A 23,689-nucleotide genomic window follows, 5' to 3' on the forward strand; every position below is an offset into this window, starting at 1 on the left:
CGATGCTAATTTCAATGGGCGGATAAAGAAAAAGCAAAAGCCTTTTCAGTCGCGGCACACGAAAAAATAAATTGGCTGATTTTTTGTCACGCATATCGAGCTGATTTTCGGTATCATGGAAAACAATAATACCCCCTTTTAAAAGAGATATTTCATGCTGAGTTATCGTCATAGCTTCCATGCTGGCAACCATGCCGACGTAGTTAAACACATAGTACAAAGCTTAATTCTTGATGCACTGAAGCAAAAAGATAAGCCATTTGTCTATCATGATACTCATGCGGGTGTCGGTCGTTATGACTTGACCCATGAATGGTCTGAAAAAACCGGTGAATACAAACAAGGTATTGCTCGTATTTGGGATACGGCTCAACCGGAAGAAGTAAGCAGTTACTTACAAGCGGTGACCAATCTTAATCACGGAGAAGAATTGCGTTATTACCCCGGCTCTCCTCGGGTCGCACGCGCTCATTTGCGCCCTAACGATCGCATGGTATTAACCGAATTACACCCAAGTGACTTTCCATTACTTGAACAAGAGTTTCATCGTGATCGCCAAGTGTCGATGCATCAAAAAGATGGCTTTGCCCATTTAAAAGCCTGCTTGCCACCAAAAGAGCGTCGTGGTTTAGTCTTAATCGATCCTCCTTATGAATTAGCCCATGAATACCAAGACGTAGTCAAAGCGATTGCTCAAAGCTATAAACGCTGGTCAACTGGGGTGTATGCCATTTGGTATCCGGTGGTGTATCGCAGCAATATCGATGACATGCTGGAAGGTTTGCAAGATCTCGGCATTCGCAAGATTTTACAAATTGAACTGGGCGTATCACCCGACAGCGAAGAGCGTGGCATGACGGCCTCTGGCATGATCGTGATAAACCCACCGTGGAAACTCGAAAGCCAAATGCGGGATATTTTGCCGCGATTACAACAAGCGATCGCACCTGCAACCGGCTTTTCTAAAGTAGAGTGGATCGTTCCTGAATAAAATAATTTGGGGTTGCGGTTCATCTTAGCTACCCCCATTAATGATAAATAGACCATAGCAAAATTCACTCGCATGCCGACCAAAACGGACATGCCTTAAACACAGTTACGGAGAACACAATGACAACGCATTTTGATTACATTTGTATTGGTGGCGGCAGTGGTGGCATAGCTTCAGCTAACCGCGCGGCAATGTACGGCGCGAAAGTCGCGTTAATTGAAGCGCAAGATTTGGGTGGCACTTGTGTCAACGTTGGCTGTGTACCGAAAAAAGTGATGTGGCATGGCGCGCAAGTAGCAGAAGCGATCAACCTATATTCAAAAGATTACGGTTTTGATGTCGACGTTAAAAGCTTCAACTGGGCCAAAATGGTTGAAAACCGTCAAGCTTACATTGGCCGTATTCATCAATCTTACGATCGTGTATTGGGTAACAACAAAATCAATGTCATTCGTGGCTTTGCGCGATTTGTTTCAGGAGATGGTGTCGATAAGAAAACGGTCGAAGTCAATGGTGAGCTTTACACTGCCGATCATATTTTAATTGCCGTCGGTGGTCGTCCAACCATTCCAAACGTGCCAGGCGCAGAGCACGGTATTGATTCAAACGGTTTCTTTGAAATCACCGAACAACCTAAACGTGTGGCCGTGGTTGGTGCGGGTTATATTGCGGTTGAAATCGCTGGAGTATTAAGCGCATTAGGCACAGAGACTCATTTATATGTGCGTAAAGAATCACCACTACGTAGTTTCGATCCGATGATCATCGACACTCTGGTTGAAGTCATGGACGCAGAAGGGCCGACTTTACATACTCACTCAGTACCAAAAGAAGTGGTCAAAGAAGCTGATGGTAGCCTAACGCTGCACCTTGAAAACGGTGAAAGCCAAAACGTCGACACTTTAATTTGGGCGATTGGTCGCCATCCTGCAACCGATGCGATTAACTTAGATGTCACTGGCGTTGCCACCAACGATCGTGGTTACATCAAAGTCGACCAATACCAAGAAACCAATGTCAAAGGTATCTATTGTGTTGGGGATATTATGGAAGGTGGCGTTGAGCTCACACCCGTTGCGGTTAAAGCCGGTCGTCAGCTATCTGAACGTCTATTTAACGGCAAAACCACGGCTAAAATGGATTATGACCTGATCCCAACCGTGGTCTTCAGCCATCCACCCATTGGTACTATCGGGGTAACCGAAGCGGAAGCCGTGGCCAAATATGGTCAAGAAAACGTCAAAATTTACCAGTCGGGCTTCACAGCAATGTACACAGCCGTGACACAGCACCGTCAACCGTGTAAAATGAAGCTCGTTTGTGCAGGTGACGATGAAAAAGTGGTCGGCTTGCATGGCATTGGCTTTACCGTCGATGAAATGATCCAGGGTTTTGCAGTGGCGATGAAAATGGGCGCCACTAAAGCAGACTTTGATGCGGTGGTTGCGATCCACCCAACCGGTAGTGAAGAATTCGTTACCATGAGGTAAATCGCTAACAATGCCGTCAAAATAATTGACGCTGCAAGTAAGACAAGTATAAATCACGTAGTAATAAGGCGATTGAACTGCCTATATAAATTGACGTGATTTTCAGGAGCCGCAAATTATGGACCCCAAGCAAGAATCTCTTGCTTGGGGTTTTTCTTTTTTTAAGATCCATACATCAGACCAATAACAACAATAATAACCTACGGATGATGAATATTTCTCCCTTTTGGGATTCAAATCGTTTATATGACTTTATTTTTTACTAACCACAAGTTAACCCATGCAATTCAAGTGATTGGATTAAGTGTCTTAGCTTTATTTAGTTTTCATAGCTTGGCTGAAACCTCCACGGTATCAGGAACTTCTGACATCCTGACAAACAGTAATCGCAGTATTATTACAACACGCACCTGACGATAGCGGTGTTGGCCGCCCTTCTCAAACGTTTATGAAGACCTCAAAACGAGAAGCACTCGATGCGGTGTTTGGTGGTGAGCTCAGTTACGATTGGTATAAAGACAGCGATTTAAGCTCAACAGCAGATCAAATTGTCGGATTAGAGTCCGATGATGGCAGTATTGGGGTTAGCGCCCTCACCGGTTTACGCTACAGCATTACCGACAAGCTAGAAAGTGGCGTAAATATTGGCGCGAAATACGCTTACGACCGAACCTATCTACAAACATCGGCGGATATGACGTATTACTTTACCGAAAACATCGCCATTGGTGGTGAAGTGAACTACGATGATAAGGTCCCTCATATTGGATTTTTCCTTAAGATCAGTAATTAACTCATTAATAAGGTCGGCTTTATGCTCAAATCTAATTCGATTAAATTTTTGCGTAACGTCGCACTGACCAGTTTAGCAATTTTGCCTTTTTTTACATCAGCTCAACCTTACCTTGGCCTCAATCTTGGTTTTGGTGTTTCTGACCATGTCTATCATTCTGATATCGGTAATCTTGATCTTAGCCCTAATACTTCGAGCATCATCTGGGGTGGTGTTGCTGGCTATCAATTTACAGAACATTGGGGAGCAGAATTGGAGTATCGCCAATATAGAATGCACAATGAGGTCAGCGCCATCAAAGTAGCGACAACCGATAACAATAAGCAAGCTTGGGAATCGAAAGGAACGGCTAAGCAGACTAGCTTTATCCCTATGTATTTTTATCCTTTAAATGATCAATGGCGGGTTAAATCAGGTATTGGAATCAGCTATACCCACTATGACTTTCAAATTAGAACCAATGAAACACAGACCACGACAACTCATTCAAGCTCACAAAATTATTGGGGTGGAATTGCAAGTCTTGGATTAGAGTTCACGGTCAACGATCAACTTACCTTAGGTATTACGAGCCAATATCAAGCGGATCAAGCCACTAAAACAGCCTCATTAAGCCTAAGCTCAAGTTACTATTTTTAGCACCAAACCCCACTATCCCATTGATTTTAGGCATCCGAAGGAAATACTACCCCAGTCTGACGGCGAATTTCAGTGGTAATACGAGACACGCCTAACGCACGAGCTTTTGCTTGCTGACATAATTGACCGCGTTTGATTTGCTGGGCGAAAATGCTGGCTTCATAAGTCATGGTATTTTCTAGTTGTGGCACTTGATAAGTCACCACCTCTTCACCACGCAGTTTTATATCCACATGATCGCACTCTGAAATATGAGGGATATGCATTACCCCCGCCTCACCTTGCAATTCAGTCGGTAAGACAGAGTCCGACACTTTAGAATGGCAAATCACCACTTCAAACTCGGGATAAGTTAAAATGGCACTGCCATGCGCATCCACACCCGATTCAAGTAAGTGAGCACTCGCTTTAATGCTTTCCGGCTCACCAAATAACGCCACCGCACTAGAAACACAATAGAAGCCGATATCCATGATCGAGCCATTCGAAAAATCAGGATTAAAGGTATTCGGGTTTTCACCATCAAGGTAGCGCTGATAACGCGAAGAATATTGGCAGTAATGAATACTGACTTTATGCAGCTTACCCAGTTGCGGTAAGTGTTCGCTAATCAAGGCGAAGTTAGGTAGGTATTCAGTTTTAAATGCTTCAAATAACACCACATTATGTTGCTCAGCGACTTGGTACATATGCTCGGCTTGAGTGATGTTAGAGGCAACTGGTTTCTCACAAATCACATGTTTGCCATTTTCTAGCATTAACACACTTTGCGAATAATGCAGTGAGTTGGGGCTAGCGATATACACCGCATCAAACGCATCACTTTGGGCCATTTCGGTGAGATCATCAAAACACACCGCATCTGAATTAAACGGCGCTGCAAACTCTTTGGCGCGCGCAGTATCACGAGAATACACCGCACTCAGTTCAAACTCTTTGACTTCCAATGCCGCTTGTACAAAACGCTCGGTGATCCAGTTAGTACCAATAATTGCCAGTCGTAACATAAGCTTGAACCTCTACTCTAAAATAAGAAAACCACAAAGCTCGCACTCTGTGGTCTTATTGTACATCTTCCCCTAAATAATAGTACCAAGGGGGAAGGCTTATGGTCATCTAACAACACTACACTTCTATTCATATTGTTGATGGAGAAAAGTGTCAAAGAACATGGACGTTCTTTTTCAAGTGCCCATGGACGGTTTAAACGTCTTTTCGTAATCAACAATATTAGCTAGAAATTTCATGCCATTAATCTTTGTCTCGATTAAGCCTTATATAGCTTTATCCTTTATACAGCTTAGGGTTAAATACATCCCGCAACCAGTCACCGAGTAAGTTAATCACCAACACTATAGTCACTAACACAATGCCAGGGAAAGCGGTGATCCACCAAGAACCAGAGAAGATATAGTTAAAACCAATACTGATTAACGATCCCAGTGAAGGTTGATCAACCGGTAACCCTAAACCAAGGAACGACAACGCCGCTTCCGACATAATGGCATTGGCAATTTGCACGGTTGAGATAACCAAGATTGGTGATAAACAGTTTGGCAGAATATGACGGAACATAATACGCGGTGAACGGAAACCCATCACGCGTGCCGCTTCAACATACTCTTTCTTCTTTTCCGCTAATACTGAAGCACGAATGGTACGCGCATATTGCGGCCACTCAGCCACACCAATGATCACAATCAGCATCAATACCGCATATTCACCGTAAAACTCACCACCAAAGCTGGCTTTGAAAATAGCCGACACGATGATCGCCACCATCATAGTTGAGAAAGACAACTGCACATCGGCAAAGCGCATTAAAAAGCTATCAATGCGACCACCGAAGTAACCCGCCGATAAGCCAATGATTATGCCTAAAAATAACTGCAATGCCACCGCGCAAAAACCAATCATCAGCGATAATCGCGAACCATATAAAATAGTCGAGAAAATATCACGTCCTTGGTCATCCGTGCCAAGCCAGAACGCCGCATCGCCCCCTTCCATCCAAGATGGTGGCAGTTCGGAATCCATAATATCGATCGAGGTTAGGTCATACGGGTTCGTTGGGGCAATCCAAGGTGACAGTAATGCCGCCAAGAAAAAAGTTAAGAACACCGCAAAACTGACCATAGCCACTTTGTCGCGTTTAAAATAATATAAAAAATCCGACTGAGAAAAACGCTGCCAGCGGCTTGGCGCAACAGATGATGTAGTGCTGTTTGTTGTCATAGAATCCGCCATGATCACGCTCCCTTTCCAGTAATATTGACGGTTGGGTTAACCAAGCCATACAACAAATCTACGATAGTGTTGGTCACCACAAAAATTAAGCCAACAAAGATAACGTAGGCGGTGATCAATGGGGTATCAACACGGTTAATCGCTTCAAGGAAAAGGAATCCGGTACCCGGCCATTGGAACACGGTTTCGGTTAAAATAGTGTACGCCACCATAGTACCAATTTGCACCCCACCCACAGTTAACACCGGTAACATGGTGTTTTTGAGTGCGTGTTGGTAGTAAATTTTATTCAGTGATAAGCCTTTCGCTTTACAAAATTTCACATATTCCGAGCTTAATACTTCCAGCATTTCAGAGCGAACTAAGCGGATAAATAATGGCAGCATGATTGAGGCTAAAGAGATACAAGGCAACGCTAAGTGTGCCAACCCATCAAGGCTAAACAAGCCTGAGTTCCAACCGGTACCTAACACATTTACCGTTTCACCACGGCCATAAGACGGTAGCCAACCAAGCTCGATTGAAAATACATACATAAGTAGAATGGCGGTTAAGAACACCGGAATCGAGATCCCGATACTACTAAAGGCCATGATCGCTTTGGTGAGCCAACTTTTTGGATTAATGGCGGAATAAACACCAAGCGGAATGGATAAAAAGACAATAATTAACGCCGCCCCAAACACCAGTTCTAGGGTCGCGACCAGTTTTTCAAGAATAACGTCTACCGCAGGCTTCTTAAAGAAATACGACGTTCCTAGATCGCCCTGCACGGCATTAACAATAAAACGATGATATTTGACTACAAATGGGTCATTTAGCCCCATTTCATCGCGCAATACATCACGCTCAGCTTGAGAGACAGATTGTCCAACTAACTCACGCAACGGGTCACCTAGGTTATCCTGGATGGAAAACGCAACCAAACTGATCACAAACATCACTATCAGTGCCTGAAACAGGCGCTTGACCAGAAACGTAAACATCTCTTGCCCCTTAAAATTCCATGTAAATACTGAACATCGCGTTATGTACGATATGCCACAAGCAATGTCAGTTAATCCAATTTGACCGTATGATTCGACGAACCCATGATTGGGCTAACCAAAATCTTACTCGAAAAATACGGCCAATATATTGAGCTTCTTTTTATAATCTAACGACTTATAACTTAGCCTTTTACAACCAAGCTTTTATCACTGATTATTTGTCATCGACTACCAGGTCACCGAAGTATGGGAATTCCATCGCATTCACAATCGGTTTCATGTGAACGTTAGATTTAGCGCCCCATGCAAGGTTCTGCCAATGTAGCGGAACAAAAGCCGCGTCGTCGTACAAAATTTTCTCCACTTTTTGCAGCTCTTCACCACGTTTAGTTGGATCGGTTTCCGTATTCGACATTTCAATCAGTTTATCGACTTCAGGGTTAGAGTAGTGACCACAGTTGTAAGCACCTTTACCGGTTTTTTCATTGCGAGTCATGGTTAAGAATTCCGTTAAGTTAGCGGAATCCTCGGTATCGGCATGCCAGCCAACCATTAAAATATCGGCTGAACATTTATCAAACTCTGGCCAGTATTGCGCTTTCGGCATGGTTTTCAGATCGACCTTGATACCAATTTTAGACAGCATAGCCGCCGAGGCTTGTGCAATTTTTGCATCATTCACATAGCGGTTATTAGGCGCAATCATAGTCAAGCTTAAGCCTTTTTCATAACCTGCTTCTTTCATTAACTGTTTGGCTTTTGCAAGATCGTAACGAGGTTTCAACTCTGGATTATAACCGGCGTAACCCTCTGGGCTTTGTTGTCCTGCTGCGGTTGCAAAACCTTTCATGATACGTTTGGCAATACCTTCGTTGTTGATGGCATAGACAATCGCTTGGCGTACACGCTTATCTTTTAGCGCAGGGTTGCTATCTTGGTTCATCTGCAGAGTAATGATGCGCGTACCCGGCAGCGTCACTAAATCGATACCTTTAGAATCAATCACACGTTTATGATCATTAGGGGCAACAGGCGCAATCACATCAACACCACCAGAAAGCAATGCGGCTACACGAGTAGCATTTTCTTTGATTGGTTTTAGGGTTAAGTGATCAACATTACCTTTTGAGCTTTTATCCCAGTAATCTTTAAAGCGTTCAAATTCTACTTTTACCCCTTGCTCACGCTCAGTCACGATAAACGGCCCCGTACCTGAAATATGAGTAGAAGCAAACGAGTTACCATGCTTCACGATTTCGCCTTTATCGTGACCACTCTCGTCTTTACCCGAATAGAATTTACTATCCATTGGGAAGATATAAGTCGCAGATTGCAGAACAAGAGGGAATGCGCCTTTAGTGACAAGATCAACCGTGTAGTCATCCACTTTCACTGCTTTTTCAAATGGCGTGAAGATGCCTTTAAAATCGGCAGATGATTGCAGACGCTCGAACGTCCACACCACATCATCAGCAGTCAAGGTGTTACCAGAGTGGAATTTCACGCCTTTACGCAAATGGAAGCGCATAGTTTTTTCGTCAATACGTTCCCATTTTTCTGCTAGACGAGCTTCAAATTCAAATTTTTGGTTATAACGAACCAGTGGATCAAATACCATATGTGATAACTGCAGCGTACCGCCAGACAGTTGCTCATGCGGATCCATTGATACAGGATCGGCATCGTAAGCAACCGTGATATCGGCAGCCATAGCATTAAAGCTTAGGCCTGCGACCATCAATGCTGTCGCCAGTTTGGTCTTAATGGTTTTCATTGCATAACTCCTTCATGCGGGATTCATGTCCCTATCTATTTTATATTGCTCACACTAAGCATTAGCCTCTTCAAATAAAGGCATGCCTAGTCGAGCGGTTGTGTTTACATCGGTGATTTGTTGCGCTTTCTTTATTGAAAAGTCGCTCAATAACTGATTAATCAATGCATCAAAAATATGTCATATCAAAAACTAAGCTATTTTTGCTTCTTCTCTTAAGCCCGTAAATTCAGGCATTAAAGAAATCAAATGTTTACTGTATTCATGCTGCGGATCAGTAAACAATTGCTCGGTAGGAGAAACTTCCAGTAACTCTCCCATTCTCATCACCCCAATTCGATCACACATTTGACGAATAACCGGCAAATCGTGACTGATAAATAGCATGGTGAGATTTAATTCATCTTGTAAGTCTTTTAATAGATTCAAGATCTGTGCCTGAACCGACACATCCAATGCTGAAGTTGGTTCATCACAAATCAATAAGCGTGGACGAGTGGCTAAAGCGCGGGCAATTGAGATACGTTGACGCTGACCGCCAGAGAATTCATGCGGATATTTCACCCCAGCCATTCGCCCCAGACCGACGTGATCCAAAAGATCGTGCACGATCTGGCGAGTTTCGGTCTCATTACGCGTTAACTTATGAAAACGGATCGGCTCAGCAATGATGTCAAAAATCTTCATGCGTGGATTCATTGATGTGTAAGGGTTTTGAAACACCATTTGCATTTGGCGTCGAAACGGACGGCGCTCACGTTCCGATTTGATATTGGTAAGATTGATGCCCTCAAAAGTCACTTTGCCTTCATTGGGTGCATATAAACCCGCAATCACACGAGCAATGGTGGATTTACCCGAACCAGACTCGCCCACCAAACCAAAGGTTTCCCCTTCATGGACTTGGAAAGTGACCTTATTTGAAGCTTGCACATATTCGCGGCGAGACTCGAACAAAGAGTCTTTGGTGATAAAACGCAAACTGACATTATCCACATCGAGCAATGGACCCGTGTAATCACGTTGATCTTGGCTTTGACCTAACCAGTGATTTTTAACATCCAATGGCTCAAGTTCATGCGCTTCTTCGATATAACTCACTAACGGGAAGCGATCAAACTTGGCATCTGAGCGTGGCACCGCTGAAATGAGACTGCGAGTGTAAGAATGCTCAGGAGTACCTAATACTTTGGCCGTTTCACCAAACTCAACCAAATCACCACGATACATCACAGCGATTTTATCAGTCACATTAGACACCACACCCATATCATGGGTTACCAACATACAACCAACATTTTTTTGAATGCATAAGTCGCGGATAAGTTTAAGGATCTGATCTTGAATCGAGACATCTAGTGCCGTGGTTGGCTCATCGGCAATAATTAAATCAGGTTCACCCGCTAAAGCAATCGCGATCACCACACGTTGACGCATACCACCAGAAAACTGATGAGGATATTGTTTAAGACGATTTTCTGGTTGTGGAATACCCACTTGATTCATTAATGACAGCGCACGATCGTAAGCTTCTTGATCGGACACTTTCATATTGGCGTGGATAGTTTCGGTCAGCTGATGCTCAACGGTAAAAAGAGGGTTAAGTGAGGTCATTGGATCTTGGAAAATAAAACCAATTTTAGATCCACGCACTTGTTTCATTTGCTCTGGGGTTAAACCCGATATTTTTTCACCATCCAGAAAGACTTCGCCACCAGCAATCACGCCAGGGGGACTAAGTAAATCGATTACGCCATTCCCAACGGTTGATTTACCAGCGCCGGATTCACCCACTACGCCAACGATTTCGCCGCGCTCGATGCTAAATGACAATGATTTTACTGCGGCATGAACCCCATGACGCGACGGGTATTCAATCCGCAGATCTTTAACTTCTAAAAGTGGCATTACCAGACCTCTACTGCACTGACAGTTTTGTTCCCTGTCTGCAAAAAAAACGATTCCATTCGTATAATCCAGCCATTTTGTGATGGTGGTTACAGATTATTGCACTCCAATTTGGCAAACAATTGATAAAAAAGCAACAAACACAGCATAAAAAATGGCTCACACGCACAAAACAGGCACAAGTAGTTAACAATAGACTAACATGTGGCATTCTAAACCAGATTTAACACCAAAAAATCGAACAAAACAAAACTATCATTAAGGCGTTGATTTAATTGATGACATTTAACTATAGAGGGGTTTTGAAAATATTTATGTTTAACCAAAAAAAGGAATTGATGAAGCGCTATTCACTAATATTTAAACGAAAAAAACCGCATCATTACTGATGCGGTTTCTTTAATGTGGTCGGTGAAGAGCTAGGTTTTGAATATCTGTGAACCCCCGATTGTCGGGGCTATGATCAAAAAAACACTCATTGCTGAGGTCTTCTTAAATATGGTCGATGAAGAGCTAGGTTTTGAATATTTGTGAACCCCCAACTGTCGGGGCTATGATCAAAAAAAACCACTCATTGCTGAGTGGTTTTTTTTAATATGGTCGGTGAAGAGGGATTCGAACCCCCGACCCTCTGGTCCCAAACCAGATGCGCTACCAAGCTGCGCTATTCACCGAAATTTTTCATTTTACTTCATAATTGTTGGAAGGGTTGCCAACTGAAGTATTTCGCTGTAATCAAAGCAGGAAACCTAAGTTACCTTAAATAATGGGGTGGCTAACGGGGCTTGAACCCGCGACAACCGGAATCACAATCCGGGACTCTACCAACTGAGCTATAGCCACCATTAACTCTTAAAATACGCTTTAAAAGCGAACTTTATAATATGGTCGGTGAAGAGGGATTCGAACCCCCGACCCTCTGGTCCCAAACCAGATGCGCTACCAAGCTGCGCTATTCACCGAGTATTTCTTTTGCTTCATAATTGTTGGCAGGGTCACCAACTGAAGTCTTTTCGTTTCGACTTAATCAAAACAGGAAACTCAAGGTTACCTTAATATGGGGTGGCTAACGGGGCTTGAACCCGCGACAACCGGAATCACAATCCGGGACTCTACCAACTGAGCTATAGCCACCAATGGTGTTTCTTTTTTGCCGATTGTTACTTTCAAAGCATTCCAGAAATGGTACGCCCGAAAGGATTCGAACCTTCGACCTTTGCCTCCGGAGGGCAACGCTCTATCCAGCTGAGCTACGGGCGCATGCCCTATCGGCGGAGAAGAATAATACGGATATCGTACAGGATCGTCTAGTGTTATTTCAACTTTTTTTACTGTTTGATGGGTTTTTCAACAATTAATGCTTATATCGAGTTATTTATGATGTGACAGAAGCCGTATCACTGCAATGTTAGGGTTTCTCACTCCGATTGAAAAGGATATACTCACGTCTTGTTTACAATTTTGTAACTATTACTTTATCAAACATTTATACCTAAAAATAATGGTCGCGGCGATAATGGCACATCGTAGTAACGCAGCAACATTATATCAAACAGTATAAAGAAATACGGCGGCTCAACGGAAGCGAGTACGCTTGATTTTGACTTAATTATAGTGAGTTTATGGATATGATTCGCCCAATTTTATTGATCCTTAGCGCAACATTCACCTTTTCAGCTTTTGCTGCCGATATGAGTCAAAGTGACCGTGATGCAATTACCGAGCGAATTAAACCGGTTGGTGATGTCTATTTAGCCGGCAGTGAACCGGTTAAAGCCGAACCTTCAGGCCCTCGAGATGGCGCGACCGTTTACGGTACTTTCTGTGTTGCTTGTCATGGTACTGGCGTAAGTGGCGCACCGAAGAAAGGTGACGCAGCCGATTGGAAGCCACATTTAGCCAAAGGGATGGATGTCTTAAAAGATCATGCCATCAACGGCTTTAATGCCATGCCACCCAAAGGCACCTGCATGGATTGTAGTGATGATGAGTTAGTCGCTGCGATTAAAGTGATGACTGAAGGTTTATAAGCAACATTACTTTATATCCCCAAGTAAACTTGACCTTGCTGTTATAACTTACTAACAGCAAGGTTTTGTTCTGTTTGTCGCGCGATTATTTGTTTAACATCGCTCTTAAGTTCGCAATGTGACTTTGTCCTTTTTCCATTCTTTCTGCTGCGGTTTGTGGCTTCTTTTGCGCTTCCCATTCCACATCATCAAAGGGCAGCTCATCTAGGAAACGACTTTGAGTGGGCTTTAATAACTCACCATATTGGCGTCTTTCACGACACATGGTAAACGTTAGTTCTTTTTGTGCCCGTGTGATCCCTACATACATTAAGCGTCGTTCTTCTTCGACGTTATCTTCATCAATACTGGTTTGATGCGGTAAGATCCCTTCTTCCGTCCCCATTAAGAACACATACGGGAACTCCAAGCCTTTCGAGGCATGCAAGGTCATCAATTGCACTTGGTCGGCGTCATCTTCGCTTTCACCACGCTCCATCATGTCTCGTAGAGTCAGTCGTTGTACCACTTCTTTTAAGGTTTTCACTTCTTGATCGTAGTTGTCACCTTCCAAGTCTGCGGTGATCCATGAATACAGGTCCGATACGTTTTTCATCCGCATTTCTGCCGACTTTGGGCTGGCCGAGGTTTCGTACAACCAATCTTCGTAATGAATATCACGCACCAGTGAACGCACCGCTTCTACCGTATCACCACGCTCGGCATTATCCGATAACTGCACTACCCATGAAGTGAAGTTACGCAGCGACTCTAGCCCTCGCCCTGAAAGATGTTGCTCTAAGCCGATCTCAAAACTGGCGGCAAATAAACTTTTACCACGCATATTGGCGTAACTGCCGAGTTTTTCTAATGTTACCGGACCAATTTCGCGCTTGGGCGTATTCACCATCCGCAAAAAGGCATTATCATCATCCGGATTCACCAGCACTCTTAAATACGCCATGATGTCTTTAATTTCTGAGCGAGCGAAGAATGAAGTGCCACCAGAAATTTTATATGGCACTCGGTTTTGCATCAGTGATTTTTCAATCAAACGCGACTGGTGATTACCACGATACAAAATAGCGTAATCTTTATAATGAGTTCGATTCATAAACTTATGCGCAATGATCTCACCGGTCACTCTTTCTGCTTCATGCTCTTCATTTTTTGCCATCAGCAGTTTGAGCTTTTCGCCATCGGGAATTTCAGAGAAAAGGGTTTTCTCAAAGACATGCGGATTATTGGCGATCAGGATATTGGCACAGCGTAAAATCCGACTGGTCGAGCGATAATTCTGCTCAAGCTTGATCACTTTAAGCTGAGGGTAATCTTGGCTAAGCAGCACTAAGTTTTGGGGTTTTGCCCCACGCCAAGAATAGATCGACTGATCATCATCCCCTACGACGGTTAAACGTGCACGCTCACCAACAATTAAGCGCACTAATTCATATTGACTGGTATTGGTATCTTGATACTCATCCACCAGCAGGTAGCGGATTTTGGCTTGCCAACGCTCACGCACTTCTTGATTGGTCTTTAACAGCATGACTGGCATGGCGATTAAGTCATCAAAATCCAGCGCGTTGTACGCTTTCATTTGTTTTTGGTACATATTGAAGCAATGGGCAAACAAGTGATCTTGTTCTGATTGTGCCTGTCCTGCTACTTGTTGCGGGGTGAGCATGTCGTTTTTCCAATTTGAAATACTGCTCATTAATTGGCGCAGTAAATCTTTATCGCCATCAATTTGTTCTTCGGTCAGATCTTTCAATAACGCGAGTTGGTCTTGATCGTCAAATAATGAAAACCCTGCCTTTAAACCTAATGCTTTATATTCACGACGAATAATATTCAAACCTAAGGTATGAAAGGTCGAAATCATCAAACCGCGTGACTCTTGCTTGCCAAGTGTTTGTGCCACGCGTTCTTTCATTTCGCGTGCCGCTTTATTGGTAAAGGTTACCGCCGCAATATGACGCGCTTGATAATCACACTGTTGCACTAAATAGGCGATTTTATTGGTGATCACCCGCGTTTTACCCGATCCCGCTCCCGCTAATACTAAACAAGGACCCGAAATAAATTTAACGGCTTCATTTTGATTTGGGTTTAATTTCATGAGATCTCTGCTTTTAACCAAGTGGTTTATGGGTAAATGTAACAAAACAATAATAACGGTAATTGCTTGTGGCGAATCTATATTGCCAGACATATAATGAATGAACGTTCATTCATTGATATCGAGCTATGTCCGACAAAAATACGCCACAACCATCAGATAAACGACAGCTTTTATTGGATACCGCGGAGCGATTGATTGCTCAAAATGGCTTCCAAGGTTTGTCGATGCATAAACTTGCCACACAAGCGGGTCTTGCTGCTGGAACAATTTATCGCTATTTCAACGATAAAGACGATTTAGTCGAGGCGGTACGTTTGCATGTTTTGCAACGCGTCGCCGTGATGGTTCAGCAGGGTGTTGAAAGTGATATGCCGATCAAGCAGCAGTTTATTCTTATCTGGAAAAACGTCGCTCATCTTACCTCAACTAAAACTGAAATCGATACGATTTTAAATCGAATTCAATATGAAGCGCTGCCAACGACCACTCGACGCCATACCGAGCAAGAGCGTCAGCTGTTTGGCAAAATTGAAAAACTATTCAATCAAGGAAAAGCCCAAGGGATCTTTAAGCCACTCGATAATCATATTCTAGCCAGTTTGAGCTTAGATGTCAGTTTAGCACTAGCCAGAAAACACGCTCTCGGCTGTTATACCGTGACCGAAAGCGCATTAGAATCGGCGATTGAAGCCAGTTGGGATGCGGTGATCCTGCATTAATTAATATTCAATAATATCTATTATTTACTATAAATACTCATTTGGAAATTTGGAGTTCTGAAAAATGAAAAAGTGGACTTTCTTCATGTTATTGCTTGCTGTGTTGCTTTTTGGCAGCGTGATTAGCTTTAACCTGTTTAAGCAACAAAAAATCGCTGAGTATATGACCAATATGCCAGAACCTGAATTTCCAGTCACGGTTGAAAAAGTGGCGTCTTCGGATTGGGTTCCAACCATAGATGCGATTGGTTTTATCGAGCCACTACAAGGTGTGACTCTTACTTCACAAGAAAGTGGCATGATCAATAAAATTGAATTTGAATCTGGCGCCGAAGTTAAAGTCGGGCAGGTTTTAGCTCAACTGGATTCAAAAGTTGAGAAAGCCAATTTGAAAAGTGCTCAGGCGCGACTGCCTGCCGCAAGAGCTAAATCACAACGTTATGCCAACTTATATAAAAAGAATTCGATTTCTCAAGAGTCTTACGATGATGCTAAAGCCAGTTACCTTTCATTGGCCGCTGATATTGAAAGCTTAAAAGCCTCAATTGAGCGCCGCAGTGTTAAAGCCCCTTTTACTGGTGTTGTTGGTTTGCGTAATGTGTATCTTGGCCAATTCATGCAAGTTGGGGATGAAGTGACCCGCCTAGAAGACACCAGTGTGATGCGCTTGCGCTTTACCGTACCTCAAACTGATATTCGCCTTATTCATCGCGATCAGATGATCAATATTTTGGTCGATTCTTACCCTAACACTAAGTTTACCGGTAAGGTCAGCGCGATCGAACCTGCGGTGAATGCTCAAAGTGGTTTGATTCAAGTACAGGCAGAGATCCCAAACAATGACAATAAACTGCGTAGCGGTATGTTCGCGCGAGCCAGTATTGTGTTACCCACCATTCACGATCAAGTTGCAGTACCACAAACAGCGATTTCTTATACTTTGTACGGCAACAGTGTTTATATCCTGATCGATAAAGATGGTGAAAAACGTGTGGAACAACGTGTGGTTAAAACCGGTGAACGCCAAGCCGATCGAGTTCATCTACTTGAAGGGGTTAAAGCCGGTGAAACGGTTGTCACATCCGGTCAAGTACGCTTAAGTAATCACGTCAAAGTCAAAGTGGTTGAAAGCGATGCGACTACTCCACCACCTGAAACCCCAATGTTATAATCGGAGGCAAAATGCGTTTTACTGATATTTTTATTAAGCGTCCGGTTCTTGCGATATCGCTGAGTATTTTGATTGCTTTGCTTGGTATGCAAGCAATTTTCAAAATGCAGGTTCGTGAATACCCTGAAATGACCAATACGGTAGTAACGGTTTCTACCAGTTATTACGGTGCCAGCGCTGATTTAATTCAAGGTTTTATTACCCAGCCCTTAGAGCAAGCCATCGCGCAAGCCGATAATATTGATTATATGACTTCATCCTCTGTGATGGGTTCATCCACCATTACCGTTACCATGAAGCTCAATACCGATCCTAATGGTGCTTTAGCGGATATTTTGGCTCAAACCAACTCAGTCCGCTCCCAGCTTCCTAAGGAATCAGAAGATCCTAGCTTAAGCATGTCGACCGGTGATACCACTTCGGTGATGTATATTGGTTTTACTAGTGATGAACTAGAATCAAGCCAAATCACCGATTACTTAGAGCGAGTGGTTAATCCACAACTCTTTACCATTAACGGTGTATCAAAAGTTAATCTCTACGGTGGCATGAAATATGCCATGCGTATCTGGCTTGATCCTGCCAAAATGGGTGCGTTTGATTTAACTGCAACTGACGTAATGACAGTTTTAAATGCCAATAACTACCAATCCGCAGCCGGTCAATCTACTGGTGAGTTTGTGTTGTATAACGGCAGCGCCAATACTCAAGTATCCAGCACAGATGAACTCGAAAAATTGGTAGTTCGATCTAATAAAGGTCAGGTTATCCGCTTAGGTGACATTGCTAAGGTGACGCTAGCCAAGAGTCATGACAGTTACCGCGCCAGTGCTAACGGTGCAGAAGCAGTTGTCGCCGCAATTGATGCTACCCCAAGTGCCAACCCAATTAATATTGCCCATGATATTTTGCAATTATTACCGGATATAGAAAAAAATCTGCCAAGTAATATCAAAATGCAAGTAATGTACGACTCAACGGTGGCGATCAATGAATCTATTAATGAAGTAATTCATACCATTTTAGAAGCCGCTTTGATTGTATTGATCGTTATTACCTTGTTCTTGGGATCTTTCCGAGCGGTATTAATTCCTATTGTTACCATTCCGCTCTCCCTTATTGGGGTTGCAATGGTGATGCAAGTAATGGGGTTCTCATGGAACTTAATGACCTTGCTCGCCATGGTGCTCGCCATCGGTTTGGTGGTTGATGATGCCATTGTGGTATTAGAAAACGTCGATCGTCATATTAAGCTTGGAGAAACACCTTTCCGTGCTGCCATCATTGGTACTCGTGAGATTGCAGTACCGGTTATTGCTATGACGGTGACTTTAGGTGCAGTATATGCCCCTATTGCTCTAATGGGTGGCATCACAGGCTCACTATTTAAAGAGTTTGCTTTAACTCTTGCTGGCGCTGTATTCGTGTCGGGTATTATCGCTTTAACACTATCACCGATGATGTGTTCGAAAATGTTGATTGCCCATGAAAAGCCAAGTCGTTTTGAACAAGTAGTACATAACATATTGGATAGAATGACTAATCGTTACGACCGTATATTACATGCTGTAATGAAGCGCCGTCCGGTTATTATTGCCTTCGGGGTGATTGTTTTTATTAGCCTACCGATCCTGTTTAAATTTATTCCAAGTGAATTAGCACCTGCTGAAGATAAAGGCGTGGTTGTTCTAATGGGGACAGGTCAATCAAATGCTAACTTAGATTATCTACAAAATTCCATGAATGATGTTGACCAAATCTTAATTGATCAGCCTGAAATTCAATATGCGCAAGTATTTACAGGGGTTCCATCATCGAACCAAGCGTTTGGTATTGCGTCGATGAAAACGTGGAGTGAACGTGAAGCGAGCCAAGCTGAAGTCACCAACCGTGTTGGACAACTGGTCAAAGACATTCCAGGTATGGCAGTAACAGCCTTCCAAATGCCTGAATTACCCGGTGCTGGCGGCGGTTTACCGATCCAGTTTGTTATCACAACGCCAAACAGTTTTGAAAGCTTGTTCCAAATCGCCAGTGATATTTTAGTAGAAGCATCGAAAAATCCATTGTTTGTCTATTCAAACTTAGATTTGAACTTTGATTCTGCCACGATGAAAATCAATATAGATAAAGATAAAGCCGGCGCTTATGGTGTAACGATGCAAGATGTCGCCATCACCCTAGGAACCATGATGTCGGATGGTTACGTCAACCGAATTGACTTAAATGGACGTTCTTATGAGGTAATTCCTCAAGTTGAACGTAAATATCGTTTAAACCCTGAGTCGATGAATAATTACTATGTTCGCTCTGCGAATGGCCATGCGGTGCCACTAGGGAGTTTAGTCAATATTGATGTTGTAGCAGAGCCAAGATCGCTACCACACTTTAATCAACTAAACTCAGCGACCATTGGCGCAGTACCTTCACCGGTAGCCTCAATGGGTGAGGCGGTCAATTGGTTTGAGAATATTGCCAGCACAAAATTACCTCTAGGTTATAACCATGATTACCTAGGAGAAGCACGTCAATATGTTACGGAAGGAAATGCGTTATTCGCTACCTTTGGTTTAGCGTTAGCGATTATTTTCTTAGTGCTTGCGATTCAGTTTGAGTCGATTAGAGATCCATTGGTTATATTAGTATCGGTTCCACTCGCAATTTGTGGCGCATTAATTGCCCTATCGTGGGGTGCAGCGACGATGAACATCTACTCTCAGGTCGGGCTTATTACTTTAGTCGGCCTAATCACTAAGCATGGTATTTTGATTTGTGAAGTGGCAAAAGAAGAGCAATTACATAACGGAAAATCAAGAACCGAAGCGGTAATGGAGTCGGCCAAAATTCGTCTTCGCCCAATCTTAATGACAACCGCAGCTATGATAGCGGGTTTGATCCCACTACTGTATGCCAGCGGAGCAGGTGCCGCACAACGCTTTAGTATTGGTATTGTTATCGTGTCTGGTCTTGCTATCGGTACTTTGTTTACTTTGTTTGTATTACCGGTGATTTACAGTTATTTAGCCAGTGAGCACAAACCACTGCCAGAGTTCGATGAGAGTATTCCTGCAATCGAAGAACCAAAATAGCCGTCACCAAATTGCAATCTAAGCATAAAGAGTAAAATTTAACTTCAAAGGCTGCCTCGGTAGCCTTTTTCATTTTATCCTAACGACATTCGTTATAAATTTGCATAGAATAAGCACAATTATTTAGGAGTTCACCCAATATGTTTGATGCTAAAAAATTAGAACAAATCGCAAAGCAGATCCATGAATCTATGCCTGCGCCAGTAAAAGAGCTTGGCTCAGATGTAAACCAAAAGGTTCAGCAAGTCATTCAAGGTCAATTAAATAAGCTTGACGTGGTATCACGTGAAGAGTTTGATGTGCAGACTCAAGTGTTATTACGCACTCGTCAAAAATTGAATGAATTAGAAGCAAAATTCGCTGAAATTGAAACAAAATTAAGCGAAAAGTAATACCAATTCCATTTAAGATTTGATCAATTTAATACGCCGAAAAGACGCTAATCCGTCCTTGGTCGCTTGATAAAGGCCATCCATGGCCTTTGACACTTTTCTCTGTACGCAATTTTGAACGATCATTAAATTTATGACATTGATATAACAATTTAAAGCTCTACAGAAGCCAAAAAGGCTTGCCATACGGCAAGCCTTTTTTATCTAGTACGAAATTACACTGGAATATCTCTGACGTTCTAACAGCTGGCGCGGAGTTGACGAGAGTCAATGAACACCAACGACACCGAAAGCCTGAGATATAACAAGTAATTTAGCCGCCAACGGCAATGCGTTTCATATCTTTCATATAGCCACGTAATTCTTGACCAATCCACTCAACCGGATGGTTACGCAATGCATCATTGATTTCAATCAACTGACCATTATCAACGTAATTACTTTCTTCATTTAAGCCTTTACCAATCACATCGGTAGAAACATTCGGCATGAATTTTTCACGCAGAAGAGGCGTTGCAACATTCGCAAATAAATAGTTACCATACTCAGCCGTATCCGAGATAACAACGTTCATTTCATATAAACGCTTACGAGCCACGGTGTTGGCAATAAGTGGCAGCTCATGCAAAGATTCATAGTAAGCCGACTCATCAATGATGCCTGATGCTGTCATTGCTTCAAACGCAAGCTCAACTCCAGCGCGAACCATAGCGATCATTAAAATACCGTTATCGAAGTATTCTTGTTCTAAAATTTCAACATCGGACTCAGGGTAATTTTCAAATGCTGTTTGACCTGTCTCTTCACGCCAAGCAAGTAGATTAACATCATCATTCGCCCAATCAGCCATCATGGTGCGAGAGAACTCACCACCAATAATGTCATCCATGTGCTTGTTGTACAGTGGACGCATAAGATCTTTCAGTTCTTCAGATAATTCAAACGCTTTCACTTTGGCAGGGTTAGATAGACGATCCATCATGTGAGTCACACCACCGAATTTCAATGCTTCGGTAATGGTCTCCCAACCAAACTGCAGTAATTTACCTGCATAACCTGCGTCGATACCATCAGCGATCATTTTCTCATAACAAACAATTGAACCCGCTTGTAGCATACCGCACAAAATGGTTTGCTCACCCATAAGGTCAGATTTTACTTCCGCAACAAATGAAGACTCAAGTACGCCGGCACGATGACCGCCAGTTGCAGCAGCCCACGCCTTAGCAATCTCTAAACCATCACCTTGTGGATCATTTTCTGGGTGCACCGCAATAAGAGTTGGAACACCAAAGCCACGTTTATATTCTTCACGCACTTCAGTACCTGGGCACTTAGGTGCCACCATAACAACAGTAATATCTTTACGGATCTGCATCCCTTCTTCTACGATATTAAAACCATGTGAATAACCTAATGTTGCTCCTTGTTTCATTAACGGCATCACGGTTTCAACCACATTAGTGTGTTGCTTATCAGGGGTCAGGTTCACCACAAGATCCGCTTCTGGGATCAGAGTTTCATAACTTGCTACTTCAAAACCATTATCTTTGGCATTTTTGAATGATTGACGTTGCTCATCAATCGCCGCTTGACGTAGGGCATAAGCAACATTCAGACCTGAATCGCGCATATTTAAGCCTTGGTTTAGACCTTGCGCACCACAGCCAACAATCACGACTTTTTTACCTTTTAGGTAATCCGCTTCTTGAGCAAATTCTTCGCGATCCATAAAACGACAACGACCAAGTTGGTCAAGCTGCTCACGTAAGTTTAAAGTATTGAAGTAGTTAGCCATGCTGTAAATCCTTTAAGTTATAAATCCGTTATGTGAGTGTTTACTCAATGAAACCATATTAAACCACGAATTTAATTGTCTAAAGTGATATATTCACAAGTTATTCTTGCAAAAAATGCAATCATAGAACGAGGTCACAATGAACATAAAAAGTCTCAATTTATTTGTTCATTTATGCAGCAGTCAGAGTTTTAGTAAAACAGCAGCCGCAATGCATATAAGTCCATCGGCATTAAGTCGACAGATACAAAAGCTAGAAGACGAGGTTGGTCAGCGATTGTTAACTCGTGATAATCGAAGTGTCGAGCTTACTAATGCAGGAAAACGCTTGTTACCTGTCGCGACCAATATCACTGGAGACTGGGGACAGTTTTGTCATGCTATGCAAGGTAAAGAACAGACCTTAAGCGGAGAAATTCGATTATTTTGTTCCGTCACCGCCAGCTTTAGCCATTTACCTGAACTATTAAGTGATTTTCGCTTAGCTTATCCAAATATTGAACTCAAATTATCCACTGGCGATCCCGCTCAAGCGATAAACAAGTTAATGACCGATGAAGCTGATATCGTAATAAGTGCGATGCCAACTCAACTCCCAGCGCGATTAGTTTTTGAGACCATAGGCGAAATACCGTTATCTGTGATCGCCCCAACGAATCTCAGTAGTTTCAGCCATGAACTGCAAAAGGAACAACCCAATTGGGATCAAATACCTTTTATTATTCCAGCTGCTGGCACGGCAAGAGATCGCAGTAACACTTGGTTTAAAGACATGAAAATTAAACCTAATATTTATGCTCAAGTATCAGGCCATGAGGGGGTCTTAAGTATGGTTGCATTAGGTTTAGGGGTTGGAATTACACCTGATGTCGTGATTAATAATAGCCCGGTAAAAGATAAAATTCAGCGCCTAAAAGTGGCATCAATTAAACCTTTTAAATTAGGGATATGCTGCCAAAAATCGCAATTAGATAACCCATTAATCAATGCATTATGGCAAGTTTCACAAAATAAATTTATCAAAACATAACGTTACGTATTTTCATAGTATACAGATACGGAAAAGGCCTCCCACGAATGGGAGGCCTTAAAATATAAGCCTAGCGATGTCCTACTCTCACATGGGGAAACCCCACACTACCATCGGCGCTATTGCGTTTCACTTCTGAGTTCGGCATGGAATCAGGTGGGTCCACAATGCTATGGTCGCTAAACAAAATCTGTACGACTAATTTGATAATGTCGTTTAATACTGGTGCTGATACCCAGACTCGAACTGGGGACCTCACCCTTACCAAGGGTGCGCTCTACCGGGCTGAGCTATATCAGCATTTTATTCTAATCATAAAAAGCCCGTTTAAAACGGGCTCTTTATTTTATCTTTAGATTTTTAATAAAAACTTAAAGATAACCTCTTTTTAAAGAGAAAAATCAAAGCCTGGCGATGTCCTACTCTCACATGGGGAAACCCCACACTACCATCGGCGCTATTGCGTTTCACTTCTGAGTTCGGCATGGAATCAGGTGGGTCCACAATGCTATGGTCGCCAAGCAA

Annotated in this window: 17 protein-coding genes, 6 tRNA genes and 2 rRNA genes; 10 read left to right on the forward strand and 15 right to left on the reverse strand. The window is 42.8% G+C overall.

All coding sequences use genetic code 11. The annotated features are described in order from the left end of the window. The first annotated feature begins 154 nt into the window (after positions 1 to 154). The 4 genes from HC723_RS06215 (at position 155) to HC723_RS06230 (ending at position 3,913) form a co-directional block, all read left to right on the forward strand. A complete protein-coding gene (locus HC723_RS06215) occupies positions 155 to 991 on the forward strand; it encodes a 23S rRNA (adenine(2030)-N(6))-methyltransferase RlmJ (protein WP_153448014.1) in 837 nt (278 codons plus the stop codon). Positions 992 to 1,110: 119 nt separating this feature from the next. After that, entirely contained in the window at positions 1,111 to 2,481 is a 1,371-nt protein-coding gene (gorA, locus tag HC723_RS06220; RefSeq protein WP_190338533.1) for a glutathione-disulfide reductase, read from the forward strand. A 448-nt stretch (positions 2,482 to 2,929) separates the two neighbouring features. Beyond that, on the forward strand, positions 2,930 to 3,274 hold the full coding sequence (locus HC723_RS06225; protein WP_190338534.1) for a hypothetical protein: 345 nt from the start codon (positions 2,930 to 2,932) through the stop codon (positions 3,272 to 3,274). Positions 3,275 to 3,295: 21 nt separating this feature from the next. Further along, positions 3,296 to 3,913: an AcfA family outer membrane beta-barrel protein gene (locus HC723_RS06230; protein WP_153448017.1), complete on the forward strand. Its 618-nt coding sequence runs from the start codon at positions 3,296 to 3,298 to the stop codon at positions 3,911 to 3,913. A gap of 26 nt (positions 3,914 to 3,939) precedes the next feature. Here HC723_RS06230 and HC723_RS06235 read toward each other — a convergent pair whose 3' ends face one another. The 10 genes from HC723_RS06235 to HC723_RS06280 form a co-directional block, all read right to left on the reverse strand. Further along, complete coding sequence (locus HC723_RS06235) at positions 3,940 to 4,920, reverse strand: Gfo/Idh/MocA family protein (protein WP_190338535.1); 981 nt, start codon at positions 4,918 to 4,920, stop codon at positions 3,940 to 3,942. A 277-nt stretch (positions 4,921 to 5,197) separates the two neighbouring features. After that, complete coding sequence (locus HC723_RS06240; protein WP_153448229.1) at positions 5,198 to 6,148, reverse strand: ABC transporter permease; 951 nt, start codon at positions 6,146 to 6,148, stop codon at positions 5,198 to 5,200. 14 nt (positions 6,149 to 6,162) lie between these two features. After that, positions 6,163 to 7,146, reverse strand: a complete 984-nt coding sequence (locus tag HC723_RS06245) for an ABC transporter permease (protein WP_153448019.1) — start codon at positions 7,144 to 7,146, stop codon at positions 6,163 to 6,165. A 217-nt stretch (positions 7,147 to 7,363) separates the two neighbouring features. Further along, complete coding sequence (locus tag HC723_RS06250; protein WP_190338536.1) at positions 7,364 to 8,923, reverse strand: ABC transporter substrate-binding protein; 1,560 nt, start codon at positions 8,921 to 8,923, stop codon at positions 7,364 to 7,366. A 192-nt stretch (positions 8,924 to 9,115) separates the two neighbouring features. Next, complete coding sequence (locus HC723_RS06255; protein ID WP_153448021.1) at positions 9,116 to 10,831, reverse strand: dipeptide ABC transporter ATP-binding protein; 1,716 nt, start codon at positions 10,829 to 10,831, stop codon at positions 9,116 to 9,118. Between the two features lie 597 nt (positions 10,832 to 11,428). After that, a tRNA-Pro gene (locus HC723_RS06260) sits at positions 11,429 to 11,505 on the reverse strand. Between the two features lie 93 nt (positions 11,506 to 11,598). Beyond that, positions 11,599 to 11,674, reverse strand: a tRNA-His gene (locus tag HC723_RS06265). A gap of 42 nt (positions 11,675 to 11,716) precedes the next feature. Next, positions 11,717 to 11,793, reverse strand: a tRNA-Pro gene (locus HC723_RS06270). A 96-nt stretch (positions 11,794 to 11,889) separates the two neighbouring features. Continuing rightward, positions 11,890 to 11,965, reverse strand: a tRNA-His gene (locus HC723_RS06275). 49 nt (positions 11,966 to 12,014) lie between these two features. Next, positions 12,015 to 12,091: transfer RNA gene (locus HC723_RS06280), tRNA-Arg, on the reverse strand. Between the two features lie 362 nt (positions 12,092 to 12,453). Here HC723_RS06280 and HC723_RS06285 point away from each other — a divergent pair. Beyond that, the gene (locus HC723_RS06285; protein ID WP_153448022.1) at positions 12,454 to 12,861 is read left to right on the forward strand and encodes a c-type cytochrome; all 408 of its coding nucleotides are present in this window, start codon (positions 12,454 to 12,456) and stop codon (positions 12,859 to 12,861) included. Between the two features lie 85 nt (positions 12,862 to 12,946). Here HC723_RS06285 and rep read toward each other — a convergent pair whose 3' ends face one another. Then, entirely contained in the window at positions 12,947 to 14,962 is a 2,016-nt protein-coding gene (rep, locus tag HC723_RS06290) for a DNA helicase Rep (protein WP_190338537.1), read from the reverse strand. 128 nt (positions 14,963 to 15,090) lie between these two features. Between rep and HC723_RS06295 the strand changes: the two genes are divergently transcribed. The 4 genes from HC723_RS06295 to ubiK all read left to right on the forward strand — a co-directional run bounded on the left by HC723_RS06295 (position 15,091) and on the right by ubiK (position 20,336). Next, the gene (locus HC723_RS06295) at positions 15,091 to 15,684 is read left to right on the forward strand and encodes a TetR/AcrR family transcriptional regulator (RefSeq protein WP_153448024.1); all 594 of its coding nucleotides are present in this window, start codon (positions 15,091 to 15,093) and stop codon (positions 15,682 to 15,684) included. A 64-nt stretch (positions 15,685 to 15,748) separates the two neighbouring features. Beyond that, positions 15,749 to 16,855 carry an efflux RND transporter periplasmic adaptor subunit gene (locus HC723_RS06300; RefSeq protein WP_190338538.1) on the forward strand — a complete coding sequence of 369 codons (1,107 nt, stop codon included), beginning with the start codon at positions 15,749 to 15,751 and terminating at the stop codon, positions 16,853 to 16,855. A gap of 11 nt (positions 16,856 to 16,866) precedes the next feature. Continuing rightward, positions 16,867 to 19,944 carry a multidrug efflux RND transporter permease subunit gene (locus HC723_RS06305; protein ID WP_190338539.1) on the forward strand — a complete coding sequence of 1,026 codons (3,078 nt, stop codon included), beginning with the start codon at positions 16,867 to 16,869 and terminating at the stop codon, positions 19,942 to 19,944. A 140-nt stretch (positions 19,945 to 20,084) separates the two neighbouring features. Continuing rightward, a complete protein-coding gene (gene ubiK, locus HC723_RS06310; RefSeq protein ID WP_190338540.1) occupies positions 20,085 to 20,336 on the forward strand; it encodes a ubiquinone biosynthesis accessory factor UbiK in 252 nt (83 codons plus the stop codon). Between the two features lie 313 nt (positions 20,337 to 20,649). Here the strand turns inward: ubiK and ilvC are convergent, their stop codons facing one another. Continuing rightward, the gene (ilvC, locus tag HC723_RS06315; protein WP_190338541.1) at positions 20,650 to 22,134 is read right to left on the reverse strand and encodes a ketol-acid reductoisomerase; all 1,485 of its coding nucleotides are present in this window, start codon (positions 22,132 to 22,134) and stop codon (positions 20,650 to 20,652) included. A gap of 139 nt (positions 22,135 to 22,273) precedes the next feature. On the opposite strand from ilvC, the gene ilvY reads away from it, so the two are divergent. After that, positions 22,274 to 23,164 (forward strand): HTH-type transcriptional activator IlvY, encoded by an 891-nt coding sequence (ilvY, locus tag HC723_RS06320; RefSeq protein ID WP_153448029.1) that lies wholly within the window; start codon positions 22,274 to 22,276, stop codon positions 23,162 to 23,164. A gap of 68 nt (positions 23,165 to 23,232) precedes the next feature. On the opposite strand, the gene rrf (HC723_RS06325) is transcribed toward ilvY, so the two are convergent. From rrf (HC723_RS06325) to rrf (HC723_RS06335), 3 genes are all read right to left on the reverse strand, one after another. Continuing rightward, positions 23,233 to 23,348, reverse strand: a 5S ribosomal RNA gene (gene rrf / locus HC723_RS06325). A gap of 39 nt (positions 23,349 to 23,387) precedes the next feature. Then, a tRNA-Thr gene (locus HC723_RS06330) sits at positions 23,388 to 23,464 on the reverse strand. Positions 23,465 to 23,570: 106 nt separating this feature from the next. Beyond that, positions 23,571 to 23,686 (reverse strand): 5S ribosomal RNA (rrf, locus tag HC723_RS06335). Positions 23,687 to 23,689 lie beyond the last annotated feature (3 nt).

Origin of the sequence: Vibrio sp. S11_S32 (assembly GCF_014694465.1) — a bacterium.
GTDB classification, from domain to species: domain Bacteria; phylum Pseudomonadota; class Gammaproteobacteria; order Enterobacterales; family Vibrionaceae; genus Vibrio; species Vibrio algicola.

Bases quoted from the DNA above. Each gene is read 5' to 3' on its own strand.
- HC723_RS06250 (WP_190338536.1), bottom strand. From the start codon at position 8,923: ATGAAAACCATTAAGACCAAACTGGCGACAGCATTGATGGTCGCAGGC.
- HC723_RS06240 (WP_153448229.1), bottom strand. From the start codon at position 6,148: ATGACAACAAACAGCACTACATCATCTGTTGCGCCAAGCCGCTGGCAG.
- ilvY (WP_153448029.1), top strand. From the start codon at position 22,274: ATGAACATAAAAAGTCTCAATTTATTTGTTCATTTATGCAGCAGTCAG.
- HC723_RS06230 (WP_153448017.1), top strand. From the start codon at position 3,296: ATGCTCAAATCTAATTCGATTAAATTTTTGCGTAACGTCGCACTGACC.
- ubiK (WP_190338540.1), top strand. From the start codon at position 20,085: ATGTTTGATGCTAAAAAATTAGAACAAATCGCAAAGCAGATCCATGAA.
- HC723_RS06305 (WP_190338539.1), top strand. From the start codon at position 16,867: ATGCGTTTTACTGATATTTTTATTAAGCGTCCGGTTCTTGCGATATCG.
- rep (WP_190338537.1), bottom strand. From the start codon at position 14,962: ATGAAATTAAACCCAAATCAAAATGAAGCCGTTAAATTTATTTCGGGT.
- HC723_RS06235 (WP_190338535.1), bottom strand. From the start codon at position 4,920: ATGTTACGACTGGCAATTATTGGTACTAACTGGATCACCGAGCGTTTT.
- HC723_RS06285 (WP_153448022.1), top strand. From the start codon at position 12,454: ATGGATATGATTCGCCCAATTTTATTGATCCTTAGCGCAACATTCACC.
- ilvC (WP_190338541.1), bottom strand. From the start codon at position 22,134: ATGGCTAACTACTTCAATACTTTAAACTTACGTGAGCAGCTTGACCAA.
- HC723_RS06225 (WP_190338534.1), top strand. From the start codon at position 2,930: ATGAAGACCTCAAAACGAGAAGCACTCGATGCGGTGTTTGGTGGTGAG.
- HC723_RS06245 (WP_153448019.1), bottom strand. From the start codon at position 7,146: ATGTTTACGTTTCTGGTCAAGCGCCTGTTTCAGGCACTGATAGTGATG.
- HC723_RS06255 (WP_153448021.1), bottom strand. From the start codon at position 10,831: ATGCCACTTTTAGAAGTTAAAGATCTGCGGATTGAATACCCGTCGCGT.
- HC723_RS06300 (WP_190338538.1), top strand. From the start codon at position 15,749: ATGAAAAAGTGGACTTTCTTCATGTTATTGCTTGCTGTGTTGCTTTTT.
- gorA (WP_190338533.1), top strand. From the start codon at position 1,111: ATGACAACGCATTTTGATTACATTTGTATTGGTGGCGGCAGTGGTGGC.
- HC723_RS06295 (WP_153448024.1), top strand. From the start codon at position 15,091: ATGTCCGACAAAAATACGCCACAACCATCAGATAAACGACAGCTTTTA.
- HC723_RS06215 (WP_153448014.1), top strand. From the start codon at position 155: ATGCTGAGTTATCGTCATAGCTTCCATGCTGGCAACCATGCCGACGTA.